This is a genomic window from Pseudomonas sp. UBA4617, from assembly GCF_002386445.1.
Taxonomy (GTDB): domain Bacteria; phylum Pseudomonadota; class Gammaproteobacteria; order Pseudomonadales; family Pseudomonadaceae; genus Aquipseudomonas.
The window spans coordinates 92,759-115,766 of the sequence record NZ_DGIR01000005.1 but is presented as its reverse complement, the minus strand read 5'-3'; the positions used below and the strand labels follow the sequence as shown (position 1 = coordinate 115,766).

Here is a 23,008-nt window from a genome sequence, read left to right as displayed (position 1 = left end):
AATCAGGACGACCATGCACCATTCAACCCACGACCTGCTCTCCCCCGTTCCGGGTATCACCCGCCAGTTGCACAGCTTCCACTACGGCCCCCGTGGTGGCGGCAAGGTGTATATCCAGGCCTCGCTGCATGCCGACGAACTGCCCGGCATGCTGGTGGCCTGGCACCTCAAGCGCCGCCTGGCCGAACTGGAACAGCAAGGCCGCCTGCTACAGGAGATCATTCTGGTGCCGGTGGCCAACCCGGTCGGCCTGGAACAGGTACTGCTAGATGCACCGCTGGGGCGTTTCGAACTGCAAAGCGGCGAGAACTTCAACCGCAATTTCGTCGACCTGTCGGACAGCATCGGCGACCAGATCGAAGAACACCTGACTCAAGACCCGGCCCATAACCTCGCCCTGATCCGCGAGTACCTGCGCCGCGGGCTGGACGCACACCCGGCGCGCACACCGCTGCAGGCCCAGCGCCTGATCTTGCAGCGCCTGGCCTGCGATGCCGACATGGTGCTGGACCTGCACTGTGACTTCGAGGCCGTGGAGCATCTGTACACCACGCCAGACGCCTGGCCGCAGATCGAACCGCTGGCGCGCTACCTGGGCGCGCAGGCCAGCCTGCTGGCCACCGACTCGGGCGGGCAGTCGTTCGATGAATGCTTCAGCCTGGTCTGGTGGCAGTTGCAGCAGCGCTTCGGCAAGCGCTTCCCGATCCCGCTGGGCTGCTGCTCGGTGACGGTCGAGTTGCGTGGCCAGGCCGATGTCAGCCATGAGCTGGCCAGCAAGGACTGCCAGGCGCTTCTCGATTTCCTGACCCACACGGGGGTCATCGAAGGTGCCGCCACTGCTCTGCCTGCCTTGCGCAACCCTGCTACGCCACTGGCCGCGGTCGAGCCTGTGATAGCGCCGTTGGGCGGGCTGCTGGTGTACCACGCAAAGCCTGGGCAAACCCTCGAGGCTGGCCAACTGATTGCCGAAGTCATCGACCCGCTCAGCGACCGCGTGACTGCCGTGCGCAACCACCAGCCAGGCCTGCTGTATGCGCGCAGCGTACGGCGCATGGCTACCGCTGGCATGGTCATCGCCCACGTGGCCGGCGCGCAGGTGTGCCGCAGCGGCTACCTGCTGGGTAACTGACCGGGTAAAACCATTGCAGCTGGCGGGTTGTCTGTAGAGACACAGCCCGCCAAGGACCCATGCCCCATGCCCGCCGCTACCGACCTCGCCAACGCCTGGTTCGCCAAGCGTGGCTGGAAGCCGTTCGCTTTCCAGCGCCGTGTCTGGGCCGCCGTGGCACGCGGCGAATCCGGCCTGCTGCATGCCAGTACCGGCGCCGGCAAGACCTACGCGGTATGGCTTGCCGCGCTGCGTGCCTTCAAGGCCGAAGCCCAGGGGCGACAGGCTGCGCCGTTGCAGGTGCTGTGGGTGACGCCGATGCGAGCCTTGGCCGCCGATACCGCCCGTGCCCTGCAGGCGCCGCTGGACGAGCTCGGCTTGCCGTGGAGCGTGGGCGTGCGCAGCGGCGATACCGGCAGTGCCGAACGTGCCCGCCAGGCGCGGCGCCTGCCCAGCGTGCTGGTCACTACACCCGAAAGCCTGACCCTGCTGCTGACCCGCGCACAAGCCCACAACGACTTCGCCACATTGCGCCTGGTAGTAGTGGACGAATGGCACGAACTGCTGGGCAACAAGCGCGGGGTACAACTGCAACTGGCCTTGGCGCGCCTGCGCCGCTGGCGCCCGGGCCTGCCCACCTGGGGCCTGTCCGCGACCCTTGGCAACCTGCAGCATGCACTGGATGTATTGCTGCCTCAGGGTGGTTTGCTGGTACAAGGCCGGCAGGACAAACCGCTGCTGGTCGATACTCTGCTACCAACCGCCATCGAACGCTTCCCGTGGGCCGGGCACATGGGTTTGAAAATGCTCGACCAGGTCAGCCGGGAGATCGATGCCAGCAGCAGTTGCCTGGTGTTCACCAACACCCGGGCCCAGGCCGAACTCTGGTACCAGGCCCTGCTCGAAGCCCGCCCCGACTGGGCCGGGCTGATCGCCCTGCACCATGCCTCACTGGCCCGTGAAACGCGTGACTGGGTCGAGCGCAGCCTCAAGCAGGGCAGCCTGAAAGCGGTAGTCTGCACCTCCAGCCTGGACCTGGGCGTGGACTTTCTACCAGTCGAGCGCGTGCTGCAGATCGGTTCGGCCAAGGGCATTGCCCGCCTGATGCAGCGGGCCGGGCGCTCCGGCCATGCACCGGGGCGACGCTCGCGGGTTACCCTGGTGCCTACTCACAGCCTGGAACTGGTAGAGGCAGCCGCCGCCAGGCGGGCCCTGGCCGCCGGGCACATCGAGGCCCGCCATTCGCCACGCCTGTGCATGGACGTGCTGGTGCAGCACCTGGTCAGCATGGCCCTGGGCAGTGGCTTTCAGGCCGAACTGCTGCTCGAAGAGGTACGCAGCACCTGGGCATTTCGAGCGTTACGCGACAGCCAGTGGCAATGGGCGCTGGACTTCGTCTGCCATGGTGGCAGCTCGCTCAGCGCCTACCCCGACTACCAGCGCGTCGAGCGCCAGGCCGACGGCGTTTACCAGGTTGCCAGCGAACGCCTGGCTCGCCGTCACCGCATGAGTATCGGCACCATCGTCAGCGACGCCAGCCTGCAGCTCAAGTACTGGAGCAAGGGCGGCAGCGGCAAGGCGCTGGGCAGCGTCGAAGAAGCGTTCATCGCCCGTTTGCGCCCTGGCGATACCTTGGTGTTCGCCGGGCGTGTGCTGGAACTGGTGCGAGTGGAGAACATGACCGCCTACGTGCGCCGCAGCAGCGCACGCAAGGCGGCGGTTGCCCGCTGGAATGGCGGCCGCATGCCGCTTTCCAGCGAACTGGCCGACGCCCTGGTCGAGCAACTCGATGCAGCAGCGCACGGGCACTTCGATGGCCCGGAGATGCGTGCAGCACGGCCGCTGCTGGCCTTGCAGGCCCAATGGTCGGCGCTGCCTTCCGTCGACACCTTGCTCGCCGAAACCTTCAGATCCCGCCAGGGCTGGCACCTGTTCCTGTATCCGTTTGCCGGGCGCATGGCCAACCTGGGTCTGGCCAACCTGATTGCCTGGCGGGTGAGCCGCTTACAGCCGCTGTCGGTTTCGATCGCCGTCAACGACTATGGGTTCGAACTGCTCAGCCCCAGCCAGGTGGATTGGGCGACCCATCTGCCGCAGGCACTGGCTACCGAGCACCTGCTGGACGATGTGCTGGCCAGCCTCAACGCAGGAGAAATGGCATTGCGGCGTTTCCGCGAGATTGCCCAGATTGCCGGGCTGGTATTTGGCGGCTACCCGGCGGCTCAGAAAAGCCTGCGGCAGATCCAGGCTTCCAGCGGACTGTTCTACGAGGTTTTCCGCAAGCATGACGCTGGCAACTTGCTGCTGGGCCAGGCGCGGGACGAAGTGTTGAATGAAGAACTGGAGATCGAGCGCCTGCATCGGCAATTGTTGAAAATGGGGCGCTTGCGGCTCGACCTGCAATTGCTGAAGCGGCCGGGGCCGTTGGCGTTTGCCTTGCTGGTGGAGGGCATGCGCGAAACCCTGAGCACGGAGAAACTGGCGGACCGGATTGCACGGATGGTCGCCGAACTGGAAAGTGCAGCGGGTGCTGGTGAATGACCGGTCTACTACCCATCGAGCACTGTGGCCAGCAGCTCTGGCTGCTTCCCGACAAGGCCATCTACTGGCCAGCACGCCGCGCCCTGCTGGTGGCGGACGTGCACATCGGCAAGGCCGCAAGCTATCGCGCCTTGCATCAACCGGTACCGCGTGGCACCACCACAGCGACGCTTGCCCGTCTGGATGCGTTGTTGGCCGCACATGCATGCGAGCAACTGATCGTCCTGGGCGACTTCCTGCATGCGCGTGCAGCGCGAGCGCCAGCGACGCTGGCCAGGCTACAGGCGTGGCGCGAACGACACCGGGCGCTGAGGATCGTGCTGATACGCGGCAACCATGACCACAACGCCGGCGATCCACCCGCTTCGCTCGGCATCGAAGTGATGGACGAACCCTGGCTGCTGGAACCCTTCGCGCTACAGCACGAACCGCGACCTCACCCGACCCACCCGGTACTGGCAGGCCATGTCCACCCGGTCTTCGTCCTGCGCGGCAAGGCGCGGCAGCGCCTGCGCCTGCCGTGCTTCCTGGTCGATGGCCAGGTGAGCCTGCTGCCGGCGTTCGGTGAATTCACCGGGGGCTGGGAAATCGCCGCCCCTGCCACCAGCCGCGTGTACCTGGCCGGTGCAGGGCGTGTCTGGGCGCTTTAGCAACGCTCAGGCGACGGGCCCCGGAGGCGGTTCGTCAGGCAGGGTCGGCTCGCCCGGCTCCATGGGCTGGGTTTCGCCCGGCCCCGGCGGCTGTGGTGTATCGGGGTCAGGCTGGTGGGGTACGCCCCCCGCCTGCATCGGCAGCGGGTGCGCCAGCAGTGACCAGGACAACAACCCCACCTGGTTGGGCTGCAGGACTGCCAGCTTGGCACTGATTGCGGGATGGAGTTTCATTGGCTGCTCCTGACAAGGCCGCTGCGCATCGTGCGCACCGGCATTACCTGTTGGAGTGCCAAAGGCGCGGGTAATTCCCCGCGCCTGTCGGCTCAGGTACGCGGCAGGGTGACGCCACGCTGGCCCTGGTACTTGCCGCCGCGGTCCTTGTACGACACCTCACATTCTTCGTCGGACTGCAGGAACAGCATCTGCGCCACGCCTTCATTGGCGTAGATCTTCGCCGGCAGCGTGGTGGTATTGGAGAACTCCAGCGTCACGTGGCCTTCCCACTCGGGCTCCAGCGGGGTGACGTTGACGATGATGCCGCAGCGCGCGTAGGTGCTTTTGCCCAGGCAGATGGTCAGCACGTCACGTGGAATGCGGAAGTATTCGACGGTGCGCGCCAGGGCGAACGAGTTCGGCGGGATGATGCAGACGTCGCTCTTGATGTCGACGAAGCTACCGGCATCGAAGTTCTTCGGGTCGACGGTGGCCGAATTGATGTTGGTGAACACCTTAAATTCGTCGGCGCAGCGTACGTCGTAGCCGTAGCTGGAGACGCCGAAGGAAATCACCCGGTTGTCCTGTTCGCCGCGCACCTGGCGCTCGACGAACGGTTCGATCATGCCGTGTTCCTGCGCCATGCGGCGAATCCACTTGTCCGATTTGATGCTCATGGCGGGTGTCCTAGAAGGGTTGCGAGGGGGAAAAACCAGACGCGCATCTTACCGGTCCCTGCGCCCAGGTTAAAGTTCCACGCCTCATCCCGCGTCGGGCGGGGGTTGCGCCGCCGTCGATCCGAATTCGCCTAAAGCGCCTTCTGACCATTGGCAGGTTGCGGAAAGTGGGGTAAGGTGACGCCACTGTGCTGCACGTGACACCGAGAATCTCTAGTTTGATGCACGATCCTGATCGGCCCATCGCTGAATTTTCTGCTCTCTTTGCGCTCAGTCCCGGGCAGGGTTTTTCCTGACCGTTATCAAATTGTCCAAGGAGACAGAAAAATGTCCAACCGTCAATCCGGTGTTGTTAAGTGGTTCAACGATGAGAAAGGCTACGGCTTCATCACCCCTCAGTCGGGCGATGACCTGTTCGTGCACTTCAAAGCCATCCAAGCTGACGGCTTCAAAACCCTGAAAGAAGGCCAGGCTGTTACTTTCGTCGCTACTCGCGGCCAGAAAGGCATGCAGGCTGAAGAAGTTCAGATCGCCTAAGTCGATCGAAGCTTCCTGGCTTTCAAAAAACCCGCCTTCTGGCGGGTTTTTTCATGCCTGAAAAACAGACCGAGGCGCCTGGCCTCGGTCTGGCAGGTCAATCCTCGCTGACGGTAATGCTCGGCATCGCGGGTGCAGCCGCTTCCTGCAGCACGATCCGCGCTCCTACCTGGCGCGCCAGTTCCTGGTAGACCATGGCGATCTGGCTTTCCGGTTCGGCGATGGCGGTCGGCTTGCCATTGTCCGCCTGCTCGCGGATGAGCATCGACAGCGGCAATGATGCCAGCAGGTCGACGCCATATTGGCTGGCCAGCTTCTCGCCACCGCCTGCGCCGAACAGGTGCTCGGCATGGCCACAGTTCGAGCAGATGTGCACGGCCATGTTTTCCACCACCCCCAGCACCGGGATATTGACCTTGCGGAACATCTCCACGCCCTTCCTGGCATCCAGCAGGGCCAGGTCCTGCGGGGTAGTGACGATGACCGAGCCTGCCACCGGCACCTTCTGCGCCAGGGTCAGCTGGATATCACCGGTACCCGGCGGCATGTCGATCACCAGGTAGTCCAGGTCGTCCCAGGCGGTCTGGGTCACCAGTTGCAGCAGCGCACCGGAAACCATCGGCCCGCGCCAGACCATCGGTGTGTTGTCGTCGGTAAGAAACGCCATGGACATCACTTCCACGCCATGCGCCTTGATCGGCACGAACCACTTCTGGTCACGAATCTGCGGGCGGGTGCCTTCGGCGATACCGAACATCACGCCCTGGCTGGGGCCGTAGATGTCGGCATCGAGAATACCCACCCGCGCACCTTCGCGGGCCAGGGCCAGGGCCAGGTTGGCCGCGGTGGTCGACTTGCCCACCCCGCCTTTGCCCGACGCCACGGCGATGATGTTCTTGACGTTGGCCATGGCCGGTACCTGGGCCTGGGCCTTGTGCGCGGCGACCACGCAGTCGATCGACACCAGGGCACCGCTGACGCCCTCGAGGTTGCCGATGGCGGTCTGCAGCACCTGGGCCCAGCCATTCTTGAACAGCCCTGCGGCATAACCCAGCTGCAACTGCACGCTGACCTGCCCGCCCTGGATATCGATGGCGCGCACGCAGCCGGCGCTGACCGGGTCCTGGTTCAGGTAGGGGTCGGTGTACTGGCGAAGCACGCCTTCGACGGCGGCACGGGTGACGGCACTCATGGAGACTCCCATTGGCAAACTGAATGTCAAACAGGCGCCTATCCTAACCCGTCAATCGTCAGCAGATGTGCATGCGGGGTGAAATATCTTCGCCAGCCCTTTATAGTGGCCGATCAACCTCATTTTTACCCCGTCGCCAGATAAGTAGCCGAGCCACCATGTCCGAGCCACGTCAGATTCTCGTCACCAGCGCCTTGCCCTATGCCAACGGATCGATCCACCTTGGCCATATGCTCGAGTACATCCAGACAGACATGTGGGTCCGCTTCCAGAAGCTGCGTGGCAACCAGTGCATCTATGTCTGCGCCGATGACGCCCACGGTTCGGCCATCATGCTGCGCGCCGAGAAGGAAGGCATCACTGCGGAACAGCTGATCGCCAACGTCCAGGCCGAGCACAGCAGCGACTTCGCCGACTTCCTGGTCGATTTCGACAACTTCCATTCCACTCACAGCGAAGAGAACCGTGAGCTGTCGAGCCTGATCTACACGCGCCTGCGTGAAGCCGGGCACATCGCCACCCGCTCGGTGACCCAGTACTTCGACCCGGAAAAGGGCATGTTCCTGGCCGACCGCTTCATCAAGGGCACTTGCCCCAAGTGCGCGGCAGAAGACCAGTACGGCGACAACTGCGAAAAGTGCGGCGCTACCTACGCCCCGACCGAACTGAAGAACCCCAAGTCGGCCATCTCCGGAGCCACCCCGGTACTGCGTGATTCCCAGCACTTCTTCTTCAAGCTGCCGGACTTCCAGGCCATGCTGCAACAGTGGACCCGCAGCGGTACCCTGCAGGACGCGGTGGCCAACAAGCTGGCCGAATGGCTGGACTCGGGCCTGCAGGAGTGGGACATCTCCCGTGACGCGCCGTATTTCGGCTTTGAGATCCCGGGCGAGCCGGGCAAGTACTTCTACGTGTGGCTGGATGCACCGATCGGCTACATGGCCAGCTTCAAGAACCTCTGCGCACGCCGCCCGGAGCTGGACTTCGATGCCTTCTGGAACGAGGGCTCCAAGGCCGAGCTGTATCACTTCATCGGCAAGGACATCGTCAACTTCCACGCCCTGTTCTGGCCGGCCATGCTCGAAGGCGCGGGTTTCCGCAAGCCGACTGCGGTCAATGTCCATGGCTACCTGACGGTGAACGGCGCCAAGATGTCCAAGTCGCGTGGCACCTTCATCAAGGCCCGCACCTACCTCGACCACCTGCAGCCCGAATACCTGCGTTACTACTACGCGGCGAAGCTGGGCCGTGGCGTCGATGACCTGGACCTGAACCTGGAAGACTTCGTGCAGAAGGTCAACTCGGACCTGGTCGGCAAGGTGGTCAACATTGCCAGCCGCTGCGCCGGTTTCATTCACAAGGGCAATGCAGGGGTGATGGTGGCTGGCGATGCCGCACCGGAGCTGACCGAAGCCTTCCTGGCGGCCGCCCCGTCGATCGCCGAGGCCTATGAAGGCCGCGACTTCGGCCGTGCCATGCGCGAGATCATGGCGCTGGCCGACCGCGCCAACGCCTGGATCGCCGAGAAGGCGCCGTGGTCGCTGGCCAAACAGGAAGGCAAGCAGGATGAGGTACAGGCCATCTGCGCACAGGGCATCAACCTGTTCCGCCAGCTGGTCATTTTCCTCAAGCCGGTACTGCCGGTGCTGGCTGCCGACGCCGAAGCCTTCCTCAACGTGGCTCCGCTGACCTGGAACGACCACCTGTCGCGCCTGGAAAACCACCAGCTGAACCCGTTCAAGGCGCTGATGAGCCGCATCGAACCCGCCAAGGTCGAAGCCATGGTCGCCGCCAGCAAGGAAGACTTGCTGGCCGCCGAAACCAAGGCCCCGGCCGGCAACGGCGAACTGGCCAAGGACCCGCTGTCGGCGGAAATCGAATTCGATACCTTCGCTGCCGTCGACCTGCGCGTGGCCCTTATCGTCAAGGCCGAAGCCGTACCGGGTGCCGACAAGCTGCTGCAACTGACCCTGGACATCGGCGACGAGCGCCGCAACGTGTTCTCGGGCATCAAGTCGGCCTACCCTGACCCGTCCCAGCTGGAAGGTCGCCTGACCATGATGGTGGCCAACCTCAAGCCACGGAAGATGCGCTTTGGCGTCTCCGAGGGCATGGTCATGGCGGCGGGCCCTGGCGGTGAAGAAATCTACCTGCTGAGCCCGGACAGCGGCGCCAAGCCAGGCCAGCGCATCAAGTAACCGCACCTGCCGGGGCTGCTGTGCAGCCCATCGCGACACAAGGCCGCCCCTCCAGGAGGTCACGTTTCCCTGAAGGAGCGGCCAGTGTCGCGATGGGCCGCAAAGCGGCACCCACAGCGCTCCACCCAACCCGGACAATCGCCACGATTCCCGCTATCGTCATGTCATGAGCGATTACCTTCTGGTCCTGATCAGTGCCTCGCTGGTCAATCACCTGTGCCGGTCACCCAGGCCGTGCTCCAGGCTGCATCTGCATGTACATGGCCTTGCCTGCGCTCTGTGCATCGCCCTGGGTGTGCTCGGTGCGCGGCTATTGATGCCGCTGCTGGTTGGAGACCTTGAGCTGTTCCTGCTGTTGCCCTGGATGGCGCTGCTCGCCTGGGGGTTGCCCTGGCTACTGGCACGCTGGCAACCCGCCTGGCCAGTGGTGCAGCTTCCCGCGCTGCTGTCGAGCAATGCGGTAGTGCTCGGGCTGATCCTGCAACAGGCAAACGCCGAATACACAGTGTTCGCCACCTTGCTGCAAGGGCTGCTGGCCGGCGGCAGCTTCTGGCTGGCACTCGTGATGTTCGCCGACCTGCGCCAGCGCTGCAGCCATGCCGCGATCCCGGGCATCCTGCGCGGCCTGCCAGTCGAACTGCTCGCTGTCGGGGTAATGACCCTGGCATTTTCCGGCTTCAACGGGTTGTTCAGCCAATGAGCGTCAGGCCTGATCCACGGCTGCGCACCAGCATGGGCCTGGTGTTGCTGGCATGCGTACCGGGCTTGCTGGTTCTGACGTGGCTGCACGGCTGGGGGCTGCTGCTGAACATGGGGCTGTGTGCCGGTGCTGCGCTGCTGTGCGAAGCAGTCCTGGTGTTGCTGCGCGGGCAACCGCCGGGCACGGCGCTGAGCGACGGCAGCGCTCTGGTGACTGCCGTACTGCTGGCTGCCGCCCTGCCCAGCCTGGCGCCGTGGTGGCTACCGGTGACTGCCGCCAGCGTGGCCATCGGTATCGGCAAGCAGGCCTTCGGTGGGGTCGGGCACAACCCGTTCAACCCGGCCATGGTCGGCTATGCCTTCGTGCTGCTGAGCTTCCCGTTGCAAATGAACCATTGGCCCGGACCGGCACCCGGCCTGCTCGACAGCCTGCAACAGGTCTTCACCGCTGGCGACCAGATCGATGCCTGGGCCCGACCAACACTGCTCGACGGCCTGCGCCACAACCGCAGCCTGACCATCGATGAGCTGTTCGCCAGCCATCCAGGCTTTGGCAGCATGGGTGGGCGAGGCAACGAATGGGTAAACCTGGCGTTCCTGCTCGGCGGCCTGTTCCTGCTGCAGCGCAAGGTAATCAGCTGGCATGCGCCGGCCGGCTTGCTGGCAGGGCTGTTTCTGTTCAGCCTGCTGGCCTGGAACGGGTCGGGCTCGGACTCAAACGGGTCCCCCTTGCTGCACCTGTTTTCCGGCTCGACCATGATGGCGGCGTTTTTCATTGCCACCGAACCTGTGTCCGGCCCACGACATGAGCGGGCCAGACTGCTGTTCGGCGTCGGCGCGGGGGTGTTGATCTACCTGATTCGCACCTGGGGCAGCTATCCGGATGGCACGGCGTTCGCCATCCTGTTGATGAACCTTCTGGCGCCCAGCCTCGAACGCCTGGCGGCGCCACGCCAGCAGGCTGCCCCATGAGTCGCCTGGTTCGTGATGCCGGGCTGTTGCTGATGGTTGCAGCACTGGCGTTGTCGGCTACCTTGGCCTGGCGGCACTGGACCAGCCCGACCATCGTCGACGCTGCAAAACAGCTGCAGAGCCGTGAACAGCTGGCGGTACTCCCTGACGGTAGCTACGACAACCAGCCACTGGACCACCCGCTGCCGACGCCCGTCGCACAACGGCCAACCAGCCGTATCCTGGCAGCGTATCGGGCCGAGCTGGCGGGAACCCCGACCGCCATCATTGTCATCACGCGGACTCAAGGCTATGCCGGCCCGATCGTGCTGAGCATCGCCATTGCCACAGACGGTCGGCTGATCGGCAGCCAGGTGGTCGAACAACAGGAAAGCCCCGGGCTGGGCGCTCGCCTGGGGGACGCGCAAGTAAATTGGCTGCAGCAGTTCGCGAATCGGCATTTGGGCAACCATTGGGCCTTGCGACGTGATCACGGTGACTTCGACCAGTTGAGCGGCGCAACCGTGACTTCTCGGGCCGTGATCAGCGCGCTGCAGGAGGCTTTGAGTTATTTCGACGAGCAGCGCAGCGTGCTGCTGGAGGGCACCACGCATGAATAGGTTCCATCTGTTGGGCGCAAGCCTGGTGCCGCTGCTGGGTGCCAGCCGGACACTGAGCGAAGGCGCCACCATTGGCGTGTGCGCGGTGCTGATGGGCGGCCTGCACCAGTTAATGCTGACGCCCCTGCGCCACAGGCTGGCCAGCTGGGCGTTCACGCTGGCCAGCCTGCTGCTGCTGGCAGCCCTGGCCAGCTGCTTGCAACTGGCGCTGCGGGCATGGTGGCTACCAATGGCACTCGCCCTCGGCCACTACCCCGCTCTGCTCTGCCTGCAATGCCTGGCCACTGATCACATGCTGCCCAACCACGGGCGCTGGCGCCTGCTTGCAAGGTACCTTGCCGCGGTGCTGGGCGCCTGCCTGCTGCTCGGTGCCGGCCGGCAATGGCTAGGCGAAGTTGCTGGCCTGCACCTGGCCAGCCTGGCACCCGGTGCGCTGATACTGCTCGGACTGCTGTTGGCCTTGTACAATCGTCTGTGTACGGGCCCTGCCCACCCACGTCGTCAAGGAACGCCCTGATTTCATGAATGCCGCCAAACGCCTGGAGATCTTTCGCAGGCTGCACGAAGACAACCCCGAGCCGAAGACCGAACTGGCCTACACCACGCCATTCGAGCTGTTGGTTGCCGTCACTCTGTCCGCGCAAGCCACTGACGTGGGTGTCAACAAGGCCACTGCCCGCCTGTTTCCGGTCGCCAACACCCCCGAAGCCATCCATGCCCTGGGGGTCGAAGGCCTGAGCGAGTACATCAAGACCATCGGCCTGTATAACAGCAAGGCGAAAAACGTCATCGAGGCCTGCCGGCTGCTGATCGAGCGCCATGGCAGCCAGGTGCCGCAAACGCGCGAAGCCCTGGAGGCGCTGCCCGGAGTGGGCCGCAAGACCGCCAACGTGGTGCTCAATACCGCGTTCCGCCAGCCGACCATGGCGGTGGACACGCATATCTTCCGGGTCAGCAACCGTACCGGCATCGCGCCGGGCAAGACGGTGCTGGAGGTGGAGAAAAAGCTCATCAAGTTCGTCCCGAAGGAATATTTGCTCGACGCCCACCACTGGCTGATCCTGCACGGTCGCTACGTGTGCCAGGCCCGAAAGCCACGCTGCGGTAGCTGCCGGATCGAGGATTTGTGCGAGTACAAGCACAAGACTTCCGACGATTGATTCGATAGGCGAAAACCACCCTTAACGATTGAAAAAATCTTTTTTACCAGCGTCTGCTTTCTGGTTATAAGGACGGCCAATGGCCCCTTGGCTTGGAGCGACTCATGAGTAGCGATAAAGACGACCTGTCGATCGAAGATGATTTTGTTGCCGCAGAGGATGAAGCGGAGCCCGTGGTGGAAATTGCGAAGACCAACCTCAGCAAACGCCGCACCATCGATAACATGCTGGAAGAAAGGCGCCTGCAGAAACAGCTGGCCGATTTCGACTACGACCTGTAGGTCCAAGGCCTTCAGCGCTGGCAAAGCCTCCTGGCTGGAGGCTTTACGGCCTGGCGATCAATTCAGGCCCTGACGTTGCGCCAGTTCGATCAGGTCGACGAGCGAGCGCGCATTCAGCTTCAGCAACAGGCGTGACTTGTAGGTACTGACCGTCTTGTTGCTGAGGAACATGCTATCGGCAATCTCCTTGTTCGTACGCCCTCGTGCCAACTGTTGCAACACAGTCATCTCGCGCGCCGAGAGGCGGTTGACCATATCGGTCTCGCTTCCTCCTCCCTTGCCACGTGACGCATGCAGAGCCTGGTTGGGGAAGTAGCTGTAGCCCGACAATACGGCCTTGATGGCGCTCAACAGCTCCGTGAGTTCCTGCTGCTTGCATACATACCCTGCCGCCCCTGCCTGCATGCAACGCATCGAGAAGTTGCCAGGTGCCTGCGATGTCAGCACCAGCACCTTGCTGCCCGGGCTGAAGGTTGTCATGCGGGTGATCACCTCCAGGCCGTCCAGTTTGGGAATGCCGATATCCAGCACCACGATATCCGGCAGGTGTTGCCGCGTCAGCTGCAGTGCAGCCACGCCGTTGTCAGTCTCCGCGACGACGTCATAACCATGCCGCTCCATCAGCATGCGTACGGCCAGGCGTATGACCGGGTGATCATCCACGATAAGCACTTTATTCATGCGATATCCATTCATTGTTCTGCTTTGGCACGCCACGATAACCGACAGAACGCCGGATGGCGCGACGAATTGCCGAAGAAACAGATGAACAGATAAAACCTACAACACTTACAGAAATTTCCTACACATAACTACTACGCCTGTAACAACAAACTTCCTGAACCAGGAAGTAACTACTATTGGCCATCTTTCAACGCACGCCTATTCACGGCAACGCTTCCCTTTGAAGTTTCAATCCGGGCCTTGAAAGATCCTCGCCACCGCGCGGGACAGCGCTGATTCGTCGCCTGGGAAACAGTCCAGTCTTTAGTTGAGCGGCATAGTAAGGCAACAATGGGGTGAAAACGCCGGAGACAGCCCTCATGCCCGAAAGACAACCTGTCGCCCCGCTGACGATCATTGCCATCTTCGCGGGCATCATCGAATCCTCCGCACTTGCTACCTTGCCGTTTCTCAGCGAAGCCAGCCAGAACCTCTATACGTGGTTTCTGGTTGGATTTCCGTTTTTTCTGACAGCACTGTTTTTTCTGACACTCAACTTCAACTACAAGTCGTTCTACAACCCGTCGTCGGATAACACGGCAAGCGATACTCCATCTACGCAAAGTACCAGAAGCACGCCAAGCGCACCTCACAAGCTCAGCGAGGCCGAACATGGCGAACCTGTCACGATCATGTTTTCCGGGCCCGATGCTTACCGGTTGATGGAACAACAACTGCTGCGTGCACTGGCCCAACCGCTGCAAACACCCAGGACATGGCGCTTTTGCAACCTGGATAAACGCCAGTGTGCACAATTGTCGGTCAGCCCGCTGGAGGAAGATGCCACGCCCCAGGGCGAATGAGCGCAGCAGGTTTCCATCAGGCAAAAAAAACCCCGGCTGGGCCGGGGCTTCCGTGGCATACGCCAGCAATCAGAGCAGCGAACGGCCTTTGTTGGCGGCAATGCGCATACGCAGTGCGTTGAGTTTGATGAAGCCGGCAGCGTCCGCCTGGTTGTAAGCGCCGCCATCTTCCTCGAAGGTGGCGATGTTGGCGTCGAACAGCGAATCGTCCGACTTGCGGCCAACCACTGTGACGTTGCCCTTGTACAGCTTCAGGCGCACCACGCCGTTCACGTTGACCTGCGAGGCGTCGATCATCTGCTGCAGCATCAGGCGCTCCGGGCTCCACCAGTAACCGGTATAGATCAGGCTGGCATACTTCGGCATCAGCTCATCCTTCAGGTGAGCGACTTCGCGGTCCAGGGTGATCGACTCGATGGCACGGTGGGCCTTGAGCATGATGGTGCCGCCAGGGGTCTCGTAGCAACCACGCGACTTCATGCCGACGTAACGGTTCTCGACGATGTCCAGGCGGCCGATGCCGTTGGCGCCACCGATGCGGTTCAGGTCGGCCAGCACGGTGGCCGGGGTTTTCTCGACGCCATCGATGGCAACGATGTCACCGTTGCGGTAGGTAAGCTCGATGTAGGTCGCCTGGTCCGGGGCGTTCTCTGGCGAAACGCTCCAGCGCCACATGTCTTCCTCGTGCTCGGTCCAGGTATCTTCCAGGACCCCGCCTTCGTAGGAGATGTGCAGCAGGTTGGCGTCCATCGAGTACGGCGACTTCTTCTTGCCGTGGCGTTCGATCGGGATACCGTGCTTCTCGGCATAGTCCATCAGCTTCTCGCGGGACAGCAGGTCCCACTCGCGCCATGGGGCGATGACCTTGACGCCTGGTTTCAGGGCGTAGGCGCCCAGCTCGAAACGTACCTGGTCGTTGCCTTTGCCGGTTGCGCCGTGGGAGATGGCGTCAGCGCCGGTTTCATTGGCAATTTCAATCAGGCGCTTGGCGATCAGCGGGCGGGCGATGGAGGTACCCAGCAGGTACTCGCCTTCGTAGACGGTGTTGGCGCGGAACATCGGGAACACGAAATCACGCACGAACTCTTCGCGCAGGTCGTCGATGTAGATCTCATTGACGCCCATTGCCTGGGCCTTGGCGCGGGCCGGCTCGACCTCTTCACCCTGCCCCAGGTCTGCGGTGAAGGTCACCACTTCGCAGTTGTAGGTATCCTGCAGCCACTTGAGAATCACCGAAGTATCAAGGCCGCCGGAATACGCCAGTACGACCTTTTTTACGTCCGCCATGCCATCACTCCACGGGGTTGTACGGAAAAGCGTCGATTCTAACGACCTTGCGAGTAAATTTACAGTGGGGCGACAGCTTCTGACGACAAAGCGACAGGAACTGTCGGAAGGGCGACGGCATATGCGACAGGAAATGTCAGGGAGCCTTTGTGCCCGCCGCCGGGCTGGTTGGTGCCGGGGCCGGAGCCACGGCTTGCGGTGTCGGTTCAGCCGGCTTTTCCACCGGTTTCTCGACCACCGCGACCCGATCCAGTTCAATGTTCACGCGACGGTTACGCGCCCGGTTCGCCGCGCTGTTGTTTTTTGCCAACGGATAACGCTCGCCATGGAAGCGCACACTGATCTGCTCTTCCGGCACGCCATTGGCCTTGAGGTAATCAGCCACCGCCAGTGCGCGGCGGCGCGACATGTCACGGTTGGTCAGGCGGTTGCCGCTGTTGTCCGAATGGCCGTTGAGCTCGACATGGTTCACTGTCGGGTCGGCCTTCATGTAGTCGAGGATCACATCCAGCCGTGCCTTGGCCGATTGATCCAGTTCAAAACCGCCGCCAGGGAAGCCGACCTGGGTCTGGCGCACCTGGTCATAGTTCATTGGCAGCAGCTTGCCGGCACAGGCCTGGTAGTCGCTGTAGGCCTTGGCAAAGCTGACCGGCAACACTCGCACTTCCATCGGCCTGCCCGCCTCGCCGGCATAGTTGCGCACCACGGTGCTGCGGCCGTCGAGCAGACCATTGATCAGCCGGCTGGCCTGGCCCTGCGACGAGCTGAACAACACGCCAGTGCGGGCCATGCGCACGCTGCCCAGGTTGATGTCGCTGCGCCCGGGTTGCCACGGTGCAGCGGCTGCCAGCAAGGTAGCGGTGCCGGCGCCCAGCGCGTTGCTGTCCGAACGCAGCTGGAACACCGGCTTTTCGCCCGCTCGGCGCACGAACTCACCAGTGCCAAAGCCGTCGATCGGCTGCACCAGCCGACACTCGAACTGGTCACCCTCGACCTTCCAGGCGATATTTTCCATGCGCGTCTGGAAGGTCAGCGCACCAGCCGGCAGACTGGCGAACAGGGTCAATAGGGCTAGGTAACGCTGGCGCACGGGCGGCTCCACAAATTCTGACGGCTTACCTGCAGGCTATCGGACGCCAGCCGGAAAACTTGATAGCCGTGCTCCACCCAGGGATTTCCGGTAGCATTGGGGCTTGAGTTCGACCCGCCTGGAATCCCCAATGTCCGATCGCCTGACCCTCCTGCGTCCCGACGACTGGCACATCCATCTGCGCGATGGTGCCGTCCTGCCCCATACCGTTGGCGACGTGGCGCGTACCTTCGCCCGTGCCATCATCATGCCCAACCTGGTTCCACCGGTTCGCAATGCCGTCGAAGCCGGCGCCTACCGTGAGCGCATCCTGGCCGCCCGGCCGGCCGGCAGCCGCTTCGAACCGCTGATGGTGCTGTACCTTACCGACCGCACCAGCCCTGAGGACATCCGCATGGCCAAGGCCAGCGGCTTCGTGTACGCCGCCAAGCTGTACCCGGCCGGCGCTACCACCAACTCCGACTCGGGCGTGACCAGCATCGATAATATCTTCCCGGCTATCGAGGCGCTGGCGGAAGTCGGCATGCCTCTGCTGGTGCACGGCGAAGTGACCCGCAGCGAGATCGACGTGTTCGACCGCGAGAAGCGCTTCATCGACGAACACATGCGCCGTGTGGTCGAACGCTTCCCGACGCTGAAGGTGGTATTCGAGCACATCACCACCAGCGATGCCGCCCAGTTCGTCACCGAGGCACCGGCCAACGTCGGCGCGACCATCACCGCGCAACACTTGCTGTACAACCGCAACCACATGCTGGTCGGCGGCATTCGCCCGCACTTCTACTGCCTGCCGATCCTAAAGCGCAACACCCACCAGGTGGCGTTGCTGGACGCTGCCACCAGCGGCAACCCGAAGTTCTTCCTGGGTACCGACTCGGCCCCGCATGCCCGCCATGCCAAGGAAGCTGCCTGCGGTTGCGCCGGATGCTACACCGCCTACGCGGCCATCGAGATGTACGCCGAAGCGTTCGAACAGCGTAACGCGCTGGACAAGCTGGAAGGCTTTGCCAGCCTGCACGGCCCGGCTTTCTACGGCCTGCCGGCGAACACCGACACCATCACCCTGGTTCGCGAAGAATGGACTGCCCCGGACAGCCTGCCGTTTGGCGAGCAAACCGTAGTCCCGCTGCGCGCCGGCGAAAAACTGCGCTGGCGCCTGCTGGAGGAGAACGCGTGAGCGAAGACCTGTACGAAGACGAACTCGATACCCAGGGCAGCAGCGGGTCGCGTCACCCGATGGCCGAGCGCTTCCGCGGCTACCTGCCGGTAGTGGTGGATGTGGAGACCGGTGGCTTCAACAGCGCTACCGACGCCCTGCTGGAAATTGCCGCAGTCACCATCGGCATGGACGAAAAGGGCTTCCTGTTCCCCGAGCACACCTACTTCCACCGGGTGGAACCGTTCGAAGGCGCCAACATCGAGCCAGCCGCACTGGAGTTCACCGGGATCAAGCTGGATCACCCGCTGCGCATGGCGGTGAGTGAAGAAAGCGCGCTGACCGACATCTTCCGCGGCGTCCGCAAGGCGCTCAAGGCCAATGGCTGCAAGCGGGCAATCCTGGTCGGCCACAACAGCAGCTTCGACCTTGGCTTTCTCAATGCAGCGGTGATGCGCAACGACCTCAAGCGCAACCCGTTCCACCCGTTCTCCAGCTTCGACACCGCTACCCTGGCAGGCCTGGCCTATGGCCAGACCGTACTGGCGCGGGCCTGCCAGAGCGCCGACATCGACTTCGACGGGCGTGAGGCGCACTCGGCGCGTTACGATACAGAGAAGACCGCTGAGTTGTTCTGCGGCATCGTCAACCGCTGGAAAGAGATGGGCGGCTGGCGCGACTTCAACGATTGAGCCCGTAATCGCGGGAACCCCGCGAAGAGTCCGGCACAGCACGGCAAAAAAAAACCGGCCACCAAAGGGCCGGTTTTTCATGCGCGCGGCAATTACAGCTTGCCAGCGTTCTCGCTCAGGTAGGCAGCAACGCCTTCTGGCGAAGCGCTCATGCCCTTGTCGCCTTTCTTCCAGTTGGCAGGGCAGACTTCGCCGTGCTCCTCGTGGAACTGCAGGGCGTCGACCAGACGCAGCAGCTCGTCCATGTTACGGCCCAGTGGCAGGTCGTTGACGATCTGCGAACGGACAACACCGTTGGTGTCGATCAGGAAGGCGCCACGGAAGGCCACGCCGCCTTCGGACTCGACATCATAGGCTTTGCAGATTTCGTGGGTCATGTCGGCAGCCAGGGTGTACTTGACCTGGCCGATACCGCCGTTGTTGACCGGGGTGTTACGCCAGGCGTTGTGAGTGAAGTGCGAGTCGATCGACACACCGATCACTTCGACGTTGCGCGCCTGGAAATCAGGGATGCGGTTGTCCAGGGCGATCAGCTCGGACGGGCAGACGAAGGTGAAGTCCAGCGGGTAGAAGAACACCAGGCCGTACTTGCCCTTGATGGCCGAAGCCAGGTTGAAGCTGTCGACGATTTCGCCATTGCCCAGCACAGCCGGCACGGTGAAATCGGGGGCTTTCTTACCAACGAGTACGCTCATTGTAATCTCCTGATGAGGGTGAAAAACGTTTGCCGGGCCAGACGGGCCTGCCCGACATCCAACAAAGGCCAACCATCATACACGGCTTCTGGTGACAGGCCGACTCCAACGACGAAGTAACCGCCGGTCGCTCAAGCGCAGGCGTTCCAGAAACTCCTTTGACAAGCATTCTCATTAGCATTAAGCTCCACCCCATCGAGCCCAGCAACGATGGTCAGCCTCTATGTATGTGTGTCTTTGTGTCGGCGTTACCGACGGACAGATCCGCGATGCGATCTACGAAGGATGCTGCAGTTACAAGGAAGTGCGAGCCGCGACCAATGTCGCCAGCCAATGTGGCAAATGCGCCTGCGTGGCCAAGCAGGTAGTGCGCGAAACCCTCACCGAGCTTCAGGTCAGCCAGGCCGCCCTGCCCTACCCGGTAGAATTTACCGCCGCCTGAAACCCAGAATTCGAAGAACCGGACCTAGTGTCCGGTTTTTTTATGCCTGAAATTCAATAGGTTAGCGTTCCAACGCGGTTCACAAACATTCTTATTCCTATTAATTTTCATTTATTATTCAACAACTTAGGTTTGACACACTTGGGTATCAGGCTCAAACTTCAGTGTATTGGCACACTTCTACAGGGCAGGAACCCGACATGAAAGGCGACGTAAGCGTCATCCAGCATCTCAACAAGATCCTCGGAAACGAGCTGGTCGCGATCAACCAGTACTTCCTGCACGCACGCATGTACGAAGATTGGGGCCTGAACAAACTCGGCAAGCATGAGTACAAGGAATCCATCGACGAGATGAAGCACGCTGACAAATTGATCAAGCGTATTCTTTTCCTCGAAGGAATCCCCAACGTCCAGGACCTGGGCAAGCTGCTGATCGGCGAGCACACCAAAGAGATGCTCGAATGCGACCTGAAGATCGAACAGAAAGGTTTGGCCGATCTCAAGGCAGCCATCGCACACTGCGAAACCGCTGGCGACTTCGGTTCGCGTGACTTGCTCGAAGATATCCTCGAGTCCGAGGAAGAACACATCGACTGGCTGGAAACCCAGTTGGGGCTGATCGACAAGATCGGTATCGAAAACTACCTGCAGTCGCAGATGGGCGAAGAATAAATTCGGCGCATGAAAAAACCCGCAATCAGCGGGTTTTTTCATGCTTGCGGAATATCAGGCTTCAGAAGCCTTGGCCTTGGCAGCCGCTTCCTTGATCAGGGTCTGCAGCTCACCCTTCTCGAACATTTCCAGCATGATGTCGCTGCCACCAACCAGCTCACCGGCCACCCACAGTTGCGGGAAAGTCGGCCAGTTGGCGTATTTGGGCAGGTTGGCGCGAATTTCCGGGTTCTGCAGGATGTCGACGTAGGCGAACTTCTCGCCACAACCCATCACGGCCTGCGATGCACGCGCAGAGAAGCCACACTGCGGGGCGTTCGGCGAGCCTTTCATGTAAAGCAGAATGGTGTTGTTGGCAATCTGCTCTTTGATCGTTTCGATGATATCCATGTAGCACCTCGGCTTAACTTTCCGACGCGGTCGTCGGCACGGTGAGGCATTGTAACGGAAAGCCGAGCAGCATGCTCGGCCTTACCGTCCCCTACGCGGCCTCTATCTGCACCGGTACGCCATTGAGCGCGGCATTGCCGGAAACAGGGTCACGCAGGCGCTCGTCGGTGAGGTCGTTTGCGCTCACGCCCGGTTGCGCCCGGGCCACCTGCAGCTGCACGCCATGGCGCGCATGGCCAAAACCGTGGGGCAGGCTGACTACGCCAGGCATGATGTCGTCACAAGCCTGTACTTCGACCTCCAGCGTGCCAGTGCGCGAGCGAATGCGTACCCGCTGGCCATCCTGCAGCTGCCGCTGCTGCAAGTCTTGCGGGTGCATCAGCAACTGGTGGCGCGGCTTGCCCTTCACCAGACGGTGGAAGTTGTGCATCCACGAATTGTTGCTGCGCACGTGGCGGCGGCCTATCAGCAGCAGTTGGTCTGGCTCCGGTGCGGGCTGCTGCGCCAGGCGCTGCAGGTCATCCAGGAGCACCTGCGGCGCCACCTCGACTGCCTTGCTGGCAGTCTTCAGGCGCCTGACGAGGTTGCCACGCAATGGCCCCAGGTCAAGGCCGTGCGGGTGCTGGTCGAGGGTATCCAAGGAAAGCTGCCAGGGGGTTGTTTCGCCATATGGCCCCTTGCGCAAGGCCAGGTCGATCATCTGCGCCGGTGCCAGGGTTGGCTTCAATTCAAGTTCGGCGCGCCTGGCAAAGGCCTGCGCCAGGCCGACGAAGATCTCCCAGTCGTGCAATGCCCCTTCCGGCTTGGCCAGGATCGCGCGATTGAAACGGGTCACATTGCGCACTGCCAGCAGGTTGAACGTGGTGTCGTAGTGGTCGTTCTCCAGCGCCGAAGTCGAAGGCAGGATCAGGTCGGCATGGCGGGTCGTCTCGTTGATGTACAAGTCGATGCAGAGCATGAACTCCAGCTGCTGCAGCGCGTCATCCAGCTGGCGGCCGTTAGGCGTGGACAAAACCGGGTTGCCGGCGACCGTCACCAGCGCACGCACCTGCCCATCGCCTGGAGTGAGGATTTCTTCGGCCAGGGCCGCCACGGGCAGCTCGCCGGCGTATTCCGGCAAGCCCGACACACGGCTTTGCCAGGCGTTGAAATGGCCACCGGAGGTAGTCGCCACCAGATCGACTGCAGGTTCGGTGCACAACGCACCGCCTTGACGGTCAAGGTTGCCGGTCACCAGATTGATCAATTGCACCAGCCAGTGGCAGAGGCTGCCGAAAGCCTGGGTCGAGACGCCCATGCGGCCGTAGCACACGGCCTTGTCGGCGGCGGCGAAATCCCGAGCCAGTTGGCGGATGACTGGCGCAGCGATGCCACAGTGCGCGCTCATGGCCTCGGCGCTGAAGGGTGCGATCGCTTCGCGCACTTGTTGCAGCCCCGCGACCGGCAAATGCGAGCCGCGGGCCAGGTCCTCTTCGAACAGGGTATTGAGCAAGCCGCACAACAGCGCCGCATCCCCGCCCGGGCGGATGAACAGGTGCTGGTCGGCCATGGCCGCGGTTTCGCTGCGCCGCGGGTCCACGACCACCAGGCGCCCGCCACGGGCCTGCAGGGCCTTCAGGCGTTTTTCCACATCCGGCACGGTCATGATGCTGCCATTGGAGGCGAGCGGGTTGCCGCCGAGGATCAGCATGAAGCCGGTACGGTCGATGTCCGGGATCGGCAACAGCAGGCCATGGCCATACATGAGATGGCTGACTAGGTGCTGCGGCAGCTGGTCCACAGAGGTAGCAGAAAAGCGGTTACGGGTTTTAAGCAAACCGAGGAAGTAGTTGCTGTGGGTCATCAAACCGTAGTTGTGCACGCTCGGGTTGCCCTGGTACACCGCCACGGCATTGCGCCCGTGGGCCTGCTGGACCGCCCACAGCCTGTCGGCGGCGAAGGCGAAGGCCTCTTCCCAGCCGATGGCCTGCCAGCGCTCGCCTACCCGCTTGTGCGGCTGGCGCAACCGGTCAGGGTCGTTCTGGATATCCTGCAAGGCAACCGCCTTGGGGCAGACATGGCCGCGGCTGAACGGGTCCAGGGGGTCGCCCTTGATCGAACTGATCAGCGCCTGCCCACCTTCCTCATGGCTGACCTCGATGTTCAGCCCGCAGATCGCTTCGCACAGGTGACAGGCACGGTGATGCAGGGTCTTGGTCATGGCCGCCTCTGCCTTGTTGTGATGGA

The 23,008-nt window shown here is 62.5% G+C and carries 25 protein-coding genes; 16 read left to right on the top strand and 9 right to left on the bottom strand.

All coding sequences use genetic code 11. From position 1 onward, the window contains the following. Positions 1-13: 13 nt before the first annotated feature. The 3 genes from B4L76_RS01570 (at position 14) to pdeM (ending at position 4,299) form a co-directional block, all read left to right on the top strand. Positions 14-1,129, top strand: coding sequence for a succinylglutamate desuccinylase/aspartoacylase family protein (locus tag B4L76_RS01570; protein WP_296230006.1), 1,116 nt, complete (start codon positions 14-16; stop codon positions 1,127-1,129). 66 nt (positions 1,130-1,195) lie between these two features. Next, positions 1,196-3,649, top strand: a complete 2,454-nt coding sequence (locus B4L76_RS01565; protein WP_296230005.1) for a ligase-associated DNA damage response DEXH box helicase — start codon at positions 1,196-1,198, stop codon at positions 3,647-3,649. Further along, positions 3,646-4,299 carry a ligase-associated DNA damage response endonuclease PdeM gene (gene pdeM, locus B4L76_RS01560; RefSeq protein ID WP_296230003.1) on the top strand — a complete coding sequence of 218 codons (654 nt, stop codon included), beginning with the start codon at positions 3,646-3,648 and terminating at the stop codon, positions 4,297-4,299. The genes B4L76_RS01565 and pdeM overlap by 4 nt, the downstream gene beginning before the upstream one ends. Positions 4,300-4,305: 6 nt before the next feature. Here the strand turns inward: pdeM and B4L76_RS01555 are convergent, their stop codons facing one another. After that, on the bottom strand, positions 4,306-4,533 hold the full coding sequence (locus tag B4L76_RS01555) for a hypothetical protein (RefSeq protein ID WP_296230002.1): 228 nt from the start codon (positions 4,531-4,533) through the stop codon (positions 4,306-4,308). A gap of 92 nt (positions 4,534-4,625) precedes the next feature. Continuing rightward, positions 4,626-5,192: a dCTP deaminase gene (gene dcd, locus B4L76_RS01550; protein WP_003254920.1), complete on the bottom strand. Its 567-nt coding sequence runs from the start codon at positions 5,190-5,192 to the stop codon at positions 4,626-4,628. Between the two features lie 327 nt (positions 5,193-5,519). Between dcd and B4L76_RS01545 the strand changes: the two genes are divergently transcribed. Then, the gene (locus B4L76_RS01545; protein WP_003254922.1) at positions 5,520-5,729 is read left to right on the top strand and encodes a cold-shock protein; all 210 of its coding nucleotides are present in this window, start codon (positions 5,520-5,522) and stop codon (positions 5,727-5,729) included. Positions 5,730-5,826: 97 nt separating this feature from the next. On the opposite strand, the gene apbC is transcribed toward B4L76_RS01545, so the two are convergent. Then, a complete protein-coding gene (apbC, locus tag B4L76_RS01540) occupies positions 5,827-6,921 on the bottom strand; it encodes an iron-sulfur cluster carrier protein ApbC (RefSeq protein WP_296230001.1) in 1,095 nt (364 codons plus the stop codon). Positions 6,922-7,079: 158 nt separating this feature from the next. Here apbC and metG point away from each other — a divergent pair, with 158 nt between their 5' ends. The 7 genes from metG (at position 7,080) to B4L76_RS01505 (ending at position 12,830) form a co-directional block, all read left to right on the top strand. Next, positions 7,080-9,119, top strand: a complete 2,040-nt coding sequence (metG, locus tag B4L76_RS01535; protein ID WP_296230000.1) for a methionine--tRNA ligase — start codon at positions 7,080-7,082, stop codon at positions 9,117-9,119. A 166-nt stretch (positions 9,120-9,285) separates the two neighbouring features. Next, positions 9,286-9,819 (top strand): Rnf-Nqr domain containing protein, encoded by a 534-nt coding sequence (locus B4L76_RS01530; protein ID WP_296229999.1) that lies wholly within the window; start codon positions 9,286-9,288, stop codon positions 9,817-9,819. Next, positions 9,816-10,790: an RnfABCDGE type electron transport complex subunit D gene (locus B4L76_RS01525; protein ID WP_296229998.1), complete on the top strand. Its 975-nt coding sequence runs from the start codon at positions 9,816-9,818 to the stop codon at positions 10,788-10,790. The genes B4L76_RS01530 and B4L76_RS01525 overlap by 4 nt, the downstream gene beginning before the upstream one ends. Then, positions 10,787-11,389, top strand: a complete 603-nt coding sequence (locus B4L76_RS01520; RefSeq protein WP_296229997.1) for an RnfABCDGE type electron transport complex subunit G — start codon at positions 10,787-10,789, stop codon at positions 11,387-11,389. Before B4L76_RS01525 ends, B4L76_RS01520 begins: the two co-directional genes overlap by 4 nt. Further along, positions 11,382-11,906 (top strand): Rnf-Nqr domain containing protein, encoded by a 525-nt coding sequence (locus B4L76_RS01515; RefSeq protein WP_296229996.1) that lies wholly within the window; start codon positions 11,382-11,384, stop codon positions 11,904-11,906. Before B4L76_RS01520 ends, B4L76_RS01515 begins: the two co-directional genes overlap by 8 nt. A 4-nt stretch (positions 11,907-11,910) precedes the next feature. Further along, entirely contained in the window at positions 11,911-12,549 is a 639-nt protein-coding gene (gene nth / locus B4L76_RS01510; protein ID WP_225778989.1) for an endonuclease III, read from the top strand. Positions 12,550-12,653: 104 nt separating this feature from the next. Beyond that, on the top strand, positions 12,654-12,830 hold the full coding sequence (locus B4L76_RS01505; protein ID WP_225778990.1) for a PA3496 family putative envelope integrity protein: 177 nt from the start codon (positions 12,654-12,656) through the stop codon (positions 12,828-12,830). 57 nt (positions 12,831-12,887) lie between these two features. On the opposite strand, the gene B4L76_RS01500 is transcribed toward B4L76_RS01505, so the two are convergent. Continuing rightward, a complete protein-coding gene (locus B4L76_RS01500) occupies positions 12,888-13,511 on the bottom strand; it encodes a response regulator transcription factor (RefSeq protein ID WP_296229995.1) in 624 nt (207 codons plus the stop codon). A 362-nt stretch (positions 13,512-13,873) separates the two neighbouring features. Here B4L76_RS01500 and B4L76_RS01495 point away from each other — a divergent pair, with 362 nt between their 5' ends. Further along, positions 13,874-14,356, top strand: a complete 483-nt coding sequence (locus tag B4L76_RS01495; protein WP_296229994.1) for a hypothetical protein — start codon at positions 13,874-13,876, stop codon at positions 14,354-14,356. A 69-nt stretch (positions 14,357-14,425) separates the two neighbouring features. On the opposite strand, the gene B4L76_RS01490 is transcribed toward B4L76_RS01495, so the two are convergent. Next, positions 14,426-15,643 carry an argininosuccinate synthase gene (locus tag B4L76_RS01490; protein WP_296229993.1) on the bottom strand — a complete coding sequence of 406 codons (1,218 nt, stop codon included), beginning with the start codon at positions 15,641-15,643 and terminating at the stop codon, positions 14,426-14,428. Between the two features lie 136 nt (positions 15,644-15,779). Beyond that, positions 15,780-16,733: a flagellar protein MotY gene (locus B4L76_RS01485; RefSeq protein ID WP_296229992.1), complete on the bottom strand. Its 954-nt coding sequence runs from the start codon at positions 16,731-16,733 to the stop codon at positions 15,780-15,782. Positions 16,734-16,863: 130 nt separating this feature from the next. Here B4L76_RS01485 and pyrC point away from each other — a divergent pair, with 130 nt between their 5' ends. Then, a complete protein-coding gene (gene pyrC, locus B4L76_RS01480) occupies positions 16,864-17,910 on the top strand; it encodes a dihydroorotase (protein WP_296229991.1) in 1,047 nt (348 codons plus the stop codon). Continuing rightward, positions 17,907-18,581 carry a ribonuclease T gene (gene rnt, locus B4L76_RS01475; protein WP_296229990.1) on the top strand — a complete coding sequence of 225 codons (675 nt, stop codon included), beginning with the start codon at positions 17,907-17,909 and terminating at the stop codon, positions 18,579-18,581. The genes pyrC and rnt overlap by 4 nt, the downstream gene beginning before the upstream one ends. A gap of 92 nt (positions 18,582-18,673) precedes the next feature. On the opposite strand, the gene B4L76_RS01470 is transcribed toward rnt, so the two are convergent. Next, the gene (locus B4L76_RS01470) at positions 18,674-19,276 is read right to left on the bottom strand and encodes a peroxiredoxin (protein WP_051100332.1); all 603 of its coding nucleotides are present in this window, start codon (positions 19,274-19,276) and stop codon (positions 18,674-18,676) included. 223 nt (positions 19,277-19,499) lie between these two features. On the opposite strand from B4L76_RS01470, the gene B4L76_RS01465 reads away from it, so the two are divergent. Beyond that, positions 19,500-19,718 (top strand): bacterioferritin-associated ferredoxin, encoded by a 219-nt coding sequence (locus tag B4L76_RS01465; protein ID WP_003254947.1) that lies wholly within the window; start codon positions 19,500-19,502, stop codon positions 19,716-19,718. Between the two features lie 200 nt (positions 19,719-19,918). Beyond that, positions 19,919-20,392, top strand: coding sequence for a bacterioferritin (gene bfr, locus B4L76_RS01460; protein WP_296229989.1), 474 nt, complete (start codon positions 19,919-19,921; stop codon positions 20,390-20,392). A 54-nt stretch (positions 20,393-20,446) separates the two neighbouring features. On the opposite strand, the gene grxD is transcribed toward bfr, so the two are convergent. Both grxD and B4L76_RS01450 read right to left on the bottom strand, forming a co-directional pair. After that, on the bottom strand, positions 20,447-20,782 hold the full coding sequence (gene grxD, locus B4L76_RS01455; RefSeq protein WP_003254949.1) for a Grx4 family monothiol glutaredoxin: 336 nt from the start codon (positions 20,780-20,782) through the stop codon (positions 20,447-20,449). Positions 20,783-20,873: 91 nt separating this feature from the next. Then, the gene (locus B4L76_RS01450; RefSeq protein WP_296229988.1) at positions 20,874-22,982 is read right to left on the bottom strand and encodes a molybdopterin-dependent oxidoreductase; all 2,109 of its coding nucleotides are present in this window, start codon (positions 22,980-22,982) and stop codon (positions 20,874-20,876) included. Positions 22,983-23,008 lie beyond the last annotated feature (26 nt).

Bases quoted from the DNA above. Each gene is read 5' to 3' on its own strand.
- B4L76_RS01570 (WP_296230006.1), top strand. From the start codon at position 14: ATGCACCATTCAACCCACGACCTGCTCTCCCCCGTTCCGGGTATCACC.
- B4L76_RS01565 (WP_296230005.1), top strand. From the start codon at position 1,196: ATGCCCGCCGCTACCGACCTCGCCAACGCCTGGTTCGCCAAGCGTGGC.
- pdeM (WP_296230003.1), top strand. From the start codon at position 3,646: ATGACCGGTCTACTACCCATCGAGCACTGTGGCCAGCAGCTCTGGCTG.
- B4L76_RS01555 (WP_296230002.1), bottom strand. From the start codon at position 4,533: ATGAAACTCCATCCCGCAATCAGTGCCAAGCTGGCAGTCCTGCAGCCC.
- dcd (WP_003254920.1), bottom strand. From the start codon at position 5,192: ATGAGCATCAAATCGGACAAGTGGATTCGCCGCATGGCGCAGGAACAC.
- B4L76_RS01545 (WP_003254922.1), top strand. From the start codon at position 5,520: ATGTCCAACCGTCAATCCGGTGTTGTTAAGTGGTTCAACGATGAGAAA.
- apbC (WP_296230001.1), bottom strand. From the start codon at position 6,921: ATGAGTGCCGTCACCCGTGCCGCCGTCGAAGGCGTGCTTCGCCAGTAC.
- metG (WP_296230000.1), top strand. From the start codon at position 7,080: ATGTCCGAGCCACGTCAGATTCTCGTCACCAGCGCCTTGCCCTATGCC.
- B4L76_RS01530 (WP_296229999.1), top strand. From the start codon at position 9,286: ATGAGCGATTACCTTCTGGTCCTGATCAGTGCCTCGCTGGTCAATCAC.
- B4L76_RS01525 (WP_296229998.1), top strand. From the start codon at position 9,816: ATGAGCGTCAGGCCTGATCCACGGCTGCGCACCAGCATGGGCCTGGTG.
- B4L76_RS01520 (WP_296229997.1), top strand. From the start codon at position 10,787: ATGAGTCGCCTGGTTCGTGATGCCGGGCTGTTGCTGATGGTTGCAGCA.
- B4L76_RS01515 (WP_296229996.1), top strand. From the start codon at position 11,382: ATGAATAGGTTCCATCTGTTGGGCGCAAGCCTGGTGCCGCTGCTGGGT.
- nth (WP_225778989.1), top strand. From the start codon at position 11,911: ATGAATGCCGCCAAACGCCTGGAGATCTTTCGCAGGCTGCACGAAGAC.
- B4L76_RS01505 (WP_225778990.1), top strand. From the start codon at position 12,654: ATGAGTAGCGATAAAGACGACCTGTCGATCGAAGATGATTTTGTTGCC.
- B4L76_RS01500 (WP_296229995.1), bottom strand. From the start codon at position 13,511: ATGAATAAAGTGCTTATCGTGGATGATCACCCGGTCATACGCCTGGCC.
- B4L76_RS01495 (WP_296229994.1), top strand. From the start codon at position 13,874: ATGCCCGAAAGACAACCTGTCGCCCCGCTGACGATCATTGCCATCTTC.
- B4L76_RS01490 (WP_296229993.1), bottom strand. From the start codon at position 15,643: ATGGCGGACGTAAAAAAGGTCGTACTGGCGTATTCCGGCGGCCTTGAT.
- pyrC (WP_296229991.1), top strand. From the start codon at position 16,864: ATGTCCGATCGCCTGACCCTCCTGCGTCCCGACGACTGGCACATCCAT.
- B4L76_RS01470 (WP_051100332.1), bottom strand. From the start codon at position 19,276: ATGAGCGTACTCGTTGGTAAGAAAGCCCCCGATTTCACCGTGCCGGCT.
- B4L76_RS01465 (WP_003254947.1), top strand. From the start codon at position 19,500: ATGTATGTGTGTCTTTGTGTCGGCGTTACCGACGGACAGATCCGCGAT.
- bfr (WP_296229989.1), top strand. From the start codon at position 19,919: ATGAAAGGCGACGTAAGCGTCATCCAGCATCTCAACAAGATCCTCGGA.
- grxD (WP_003254949.1), bottom strand. From the start codon at position 20,782: ATGGATATCATCGAAACGATCAAAGAGCAGATTGCCAACAACACCATT.
- B4L76_RS01450 (WP_296229988.1), bottom strand. From the start codon at position 22,982: ATGACCAAGACCCTGCATCACCGTGCCTGTCACCTGTGCGAAGCGATC.